This is a genomic window from Gilliamella sp. Fer1-1 (assembly GCF_001690825.1).
Taxonomy (GTDB): Bacteria; Pseudomonadota; Gammaproteobacteria; order Enterobacterales; family Orbaceae; genus Gilliamella; species Gilliamella apicola_C.
In genome coordinates this window covers 1-3185 of record NZ_LZGX01000078.1, presented here as the reverse complement: position 1 = coordinate 3185, position 3185 = coordinate 1, and the positions used below count along the sequence as shown (strand labels likewise).

At 35.1% G+C, this 3185-nt stretch carries 3 protein-coding genes and 1 pseudogene; 2 read left to right on the top strand and 2 right to left on the bottom strand.

Annotated features, from left to right (window positions below; all coding sequences use genetic code 11):
* Positions 1 to 521: IS3 family transposase (locus A9G28_RS08970; protein WP_141674724.1), on the bottom strand; the 521-nt coding region annotated here is incomplete at its 3' end.
* On the bottom strand, positions 521 to 781 hold the full coding sequence (locus A9G28_RS08965; RefSeq protein WP_065574117.1) for a transposase: 261 nt from the start codon (positions 779 to 781) through the stop codon (positions 521 to 523). The genes A9G28_RS08970 and A9G28_RS08965, both read right to left, overlap by 1 nt.
* Positions 782 to 1124: 343 nt before the next feature.
* On the opposite strand from A9G28_RS08965, the gene A9G28_RS08960 reads away from it, so the two are divergent.
* Together A9G28_RS08960 and A9G28_RS13625 are read left to right on the top strand one after the other, a co-directional pair.
* Complete coding sequence (locus A9G28_RS08960; RefSeq protein ID WP_065580447.1) at positions 1125 to 1700, top strand: hypothetical protein; 576 nt, start codon at positions 1125 to 1127, stop codon at positions 1698 to 1700.
* A gap of 121 nt (positions 1701 to 1821) precedes the next feature.
* Positions 1822 to 3185: pseudogene (locus tag A9G28_RS13625) on the top strand (hypothetical protein); the annotation flags it as partial.

Below are 3185 nucleotides of genomic sequence, written 5' to 3'. Positions count from 1 at the left end.
TACCCATGATATTCGGCCAGTTTATCTAAGTAACGGGTAATCCTTCCTGCTGGTAAGCTTACTGCAATATCAATACCTAACGCCTCACGATTAAAGTCATCGATGACATTGAATGTTCTAAAGCGACGTTGATTACGGCTACTGTCACTCATAAAATCCATTGACCAACATTCACCTTGTTTATTGGGGACTAATAACCTTTCCGGACATCGTGGAGGAATGCGTTTTTTACGCTTTACCCTGAGATTAAGCTTTAATTCACAATACACCCGATATACCCGTTTATGATTCCATTGATAGCCGAGCTTTCTGATACGATGAAAACATTTAAGAAAGCCCCAGCGTAAATGCCTATCTGTGATAGCATTCAATACTGAAACAATAACCGAATCATCCTGTAACTTAGATTGATAATAGTAAGCACAACGGCTTAAGCCAACAATAGCACAACTCATAACAATAGTAACCGAATGATTTTGTTGTAGTTGCTGTGCCCACGTTTTACGTGCCTTTGTGGGCACTAAAGCTTTTTTATGATTTCTTCCTGAAGCTGAGATTTTAAGCTCAGTTCGGCAAACATCTGCTTAAGCTTGCGGTTTTCAGCCTCAAGCTCCTTTAAGCGTTTGATATCCGACGTTTCCATACCGCCATATTTTTCCCGCCATTTATAAAAAGTTGAATTACCCATGCCATATTTACGGCACAGCTCTTTAACGGGAATACCCGCTTCAGCTTCTTTTAAAATAGCTACGATTTGATGTTCAGTCATTTTTTTCATCATTAAATCCCCTTTTCTTTTATCATAGAGAATTTTCTACTTTTTTGCTGTACTATTTTAGGGGATAGTTACATTTGTTCTTCAAAAAAATAAATCGGGGGAGGAAACTTTATATTCGAATGTTCGATTTTCAGTTTTAAAAGAAGAAGGCGGATTGTATATCCAATCTTTTAAGACAGATAGAATAAGTATTGCTGGTTTAGATAACTGTATTGATGGTGGTATTGATTATTTGGGTAACACACAAATATGTAAGTATAAAGATGCTTCATCGATAAGGGTTTTTTTGATAACATCATAAAAAATAAAAGATTTTAATTCTATTTCTTTTTAATGAGGCATTACAATGAAGTTTAAAACAATGTTGTTTATATTATTAAGCTCAATTTTTACAGGGCAAAATGCCTATGCCGATTCCTATGAGGATTTAGATACTATTCCAGAAGAATATCGATTTCCTAAATATAATAACATCGCTCATCCACCAATTGATGTTGAATATAAAGGTAAGAAAGGCACCGCTCTATTTCTTAGCAATACTTTTGATGATGGAAGCCGTAATTTAGAGGTTTATTTTTTAACTAATAATAATAGAGAATTATATAAAGTAGTAGAATTTTATTCATATCAATATGGAGATCGTGAAGTAGTAAGTGCCTTCGAATTTACTGGAAAAAAATCCGGTAGGAAATATATCTACATTTTATTGAAAGACGGTACAGGGCCAACGATAAGGTATCGTTTTATAGAATTACCTTTATATGTAGAGGATGATGGTATATTAAGAGCATTATTTTTTATAGGAGATGATGCTTTTATATCAAAAATCAGTTGTATGGATGATCTTGAAACAGAAGAACGCTGCGAATTTTCAACGAAAGAGGGATTAATAGAATATCTTAATAAAGAAGGAAGACAATAATGAAATCGAATTAGCCACAGACACCGAGGCATGGAGTAAACACCCCTTACAAGCTAGCCAATTAACGAGCAGCAATCATAATATTGGCACACCACTCCTACTTGATATGAGTGATAATAACGTGAAAACACGCCAGCATCGAGCGGTGGATGAGCAAGATACCTTATGGATATACATAGAAAAAGCCCTTGATGATAAAAATATCACTATGTCGCCTGGTTGGCTATCAACCGAAAGCGAAGGTGTGAAGAAAGTGAGTTGCTGGGATTGGTTTGATTTTAAGCAAATTAAAGAAAATGCTAGCCTGAAAGACATTTATCTGAGTGCTAAAAAAACCTTAAGCAGAAATAAGGATAATGCATCACTTGAACAATACACGCCAACAATAAAAGAGACATTAACAATATTAGACAAGCAATACAATTCTAGCGATCAGAAATATGCGAAGATAGATATTAATAGCTTTAACGGGATAATTAATAAGCCAATATTAGCCTCATCACTGGGTCGCCTGTTAATCCATTATGAAAGTGAATGGTATGGCAAACTGGATTCGGAAGGCAAATTGCCAAAATGGGAAGCGTTAAATAGTGAAATGACAGAAAATGCCAACAATATATTGGATTATTTAACGGAAGGCGACGAAGCAAAACTGGATGCATATATCAACACGCTAGAAACAAGCAAACAACAGTCAGAAAAAAAAGGTTTTGAAGCGTTAAGCAGAAAAATTGAAAGGTTCCCAGAAGATTATAAAAGTAACCCACAGGAAAAGTTGAGCAAAGAACAACTTGAAATTTATACACAAATACAAAAGCTAGAACAAAAAGTCATGGCTTGGGACAAAACCAAAGAGAAAATCAAGAAAATGTTATGGTGGAATGATGTTGCTAAAGGCTTAGCTAAGTTGAATCAACCCAAAAACACGCCTCCAGAAAATGGCGAGACAACCAATACCACAACCACCCCAACAGACTCAGCCCCACCTGCTACGCTTAGTGCTGATGGTAGGGCGTGGTTTATTCATCCCGTGGCGATGGTAGGGTATTTCAACATCAAATCAATAGGCATAGTTACTTATCATATTTATCATGATGGAAACATTGAAAAACATATACCACAAGAAATACTCGAAGGTTATGAGCAAAAATATAAATATGTTTATCATGATAAAAATAATAGTGAACATGAAATATGTATAGTCGGTTGGCATACGATTAATAAGAAAAAATTTGAGAAAAAACCTAGAGGAACATTTAAATATCCCGATCATGGAAGGGTTTCGGAAACTAAAACTAATGTAAGCGATGGTTATATAGTAGCTAAAGCTAAATATGAAAATGGTGATATTCATGAATGGATAAAAAAAGAAAAAGGTATAAGTATTTATGAAAGACTCACTATGGCTAATGGTGATATAGCTGAATACGGAACACATGACCGAGATGGAATTGTATGGCGGCTTTATAAAAAACAGCAAGAAGA

What these genes read in the sequence shown, in the direction of transcription:
- A9G28_RS08965 (WP_065574117.1), bottom strand. Translation starts at nt 781, where the DNA reads ATGATGAAAAAAATGACTGAACATCAAATCGTAGCTATTTTAAAAGAA.
- A9G28_RS08960 (WP_065580447.1), top strand. Translation starts at nt 1,125, where the DNA reads ATGAAGTTTAAAACAATGTTGTTTATATTATTAAGCTCAATTTTTACA.